The sequence below is a fragment of the Pseudonocardia sp. SID8383 genome (assembly GCF_009864975.1).
In the GTDB taxonomy this organism is placed as follows: Bacteria; Actinomycetota; Actinomycetes; order Mycobacteriales; family Pseudonocardiaceae; genus Pseudonocardia; species Pseudonocardia alni.
Genome location: NZ_WWFY01001189.1, coordinates 1 through 1922 on the forward strand (window position 1 = coordinate 1; position 1922 = coordinate 1922).

The 1922-nt window shown below is 78.4% G+C and carries 2 protein-coding genes; both read right to left on the bottom strand.

Translation table 11 applies throughout. The features are described 5' to 3' along the window. Positions 1-700: 700 nt before the first annotated feature. Positions 701-1555: a DegV family protein gene (locus GTW08_RS29015; RefSeq protein WP_161152801.1), complete on the bottom strand. Its 855-nt coding sequence runs from the start codon at positions 1553-1555 to the stop codon at positions 701-703. 9 nt (positions 1556-1564) lie between these two features. Next, the coding region (locus GTW08_RS29020; protein ID WP_255497816.1) for an FGGY-family carbohydrate kinase at positions 1565-1922 on the bottom strand (358 nt) is incomplete at its 5' end.

Genomic DNA, 1922 nt, shown 5'->3' on the forward strand with positions numbered 1-1922 from the left:
CGCGCCCCGGCCAGCGACGACGGCAGCCACCGCTGGGCCCGGCGGCGCAGCCAGGAGGGGCGTCCGCCGTGCGGGCCGTCGTCGGCGAGAGTCTCCTCGGGCGGGGCGGGGTCGTCCCGGGCCAGCAGGGCCAGGGGGTGGCCGGCGTCGGGGTCGGCGGTCCACACCGGCCTCGCGCCCTGAGGGTCGGCGGGCCACTCCGGTCCCGCACCGTGCGAGGCGTCGGGGTCGGCGTGCCGAACAGGTGTCGCACGGTGCGGGGTGTCGCGTCGGGAGGCGGACGGCATCGGACCCGGCGGAACGGCACCGCTGACATCGTGCGGCGGGAGTGGCCCGGGTGCGGGCGGTCGTCCGGGGCGTGACCCGGCCGGACCGGGAGGCACCGGCAGCGCGGGCAACGGGACCGTCGGGGGTTCGAGCCGGTCCGCGACCGTGTCCGGCCGCCCGCGCCTCCCGATCCCGGCGAGCCGCCGGGCCGGGTCGAGGGCGGTGTCGGTCCTGGTCACGCATCCGACGCTAGGTCCGTGACACCTGTTCCGACCGGCCGGTGTCCGGCCTGTGGACGGATCCGTCGCTTGGGGACAGACGGCATCCCGTGGGCCGTCACGGTGCCGAATCGTCGGCGGTCCGTGCTACACACCGGCGGGGCCCGTCGGCCCGTGGCAGGGCGGCCGGAGCCGGCCCCCCCTCGACGAGGCGGTCAGCCCGCCGGCACCACCACGACCCCCACCAGCCCCGGTCCCGCGTGCGCCCCGATCACCGCGCCGACCTCGGAGACGTGCATCCCGGCGGCGTCGGGCAGCTGTTCGCGCAGCCGATCGGCGATGTCCTCGGCCCGGTCCTCGGCACCGAGGTGGTGCACGGCGACGTGCGCCCCCGGGCCCGCCGCGGAGACCGCGAGCGCGACGAGCCGTTCGGTCGCGCGCGAGGTCGTCCGCACCTTCTCCAGCGGCGCGATCCGGCCGTCGCGCAGGTGCAGGATCGGCTTGACCGACAGGGCCGTGCCCACCAGCGCGGACGCGGCACCGATCCGCCCGCCACGGCGCAGCCGTTCCAGGTCCTGCACCGCGAACAGGACCCGTGCCCGTGCGGCGACGGCACCGGCCACGGCCTCGACCTCCTCCGGGGCCTCACCTGCCCCGGCGGCGTCGGCGGCGGCCAGCACGGCGAAGCCCAGACCCATCGCGATGGCGCCGGAGTCGACGACCCGGATCCGGTCCGGGGCGACCTCCTGTGCGGCGAGCCGGGCCGCGTCCCAGGTGCCGGACAGCTCCCGGGACAGGTGCACGGCCACGACGGCGGGGGCGCCGTCGTCGAGCAGGGCGGTGAAGCGCTCGGCGAACGCGGCCGGGGTCGGGCGCGAGGTCTGCACCAGCAGGGTCCGGTCGGCGAGGGCGGTGATCAGCTCGGCGGCGGAGACGTCGACACCGTCCCGGGCGGTGCGCTCGCCGAGCCGCACCTCCAGCGGGACGACGTGGATGCCCCGCCGTTCCGCGACGCCGGGCGGCAGGTGGGCGGTGGAGTCGGTGACCACGGCGACCGGCGAGGGGGGCACGGCCGGACCCTATCCACCCGTCGGGCGGAACAGCGGTGCCAGTGCCCGCTGCGCGGCGAGGTAGCGGCCGTGCGCGTCGTCGAGGCGGCCGCGGGTGCGCGGGTCGGGGGTGAACTCCCGGTCGACCCGCACCATGCGCCCGGCGAGCTCGTCGACCGAGGCGGCGTCGCCGGTCGCGAGCGCGGCGAGCATCGCGGCACCGAGCACCCCGGCGTCGCGCTCGGCGGTGCGGCGCAGCGGCCGGTCCAGCACGTCGGCCTTGATCTGGCACCAGAGGTCGCTCGCCGCACCGCCGCCGCAGGCGGCGATCGTGTCGGCGCGACGTCCGGCGGCGGCCTCCAGCGGCCCCAGGACGTGCCGGGCGGCG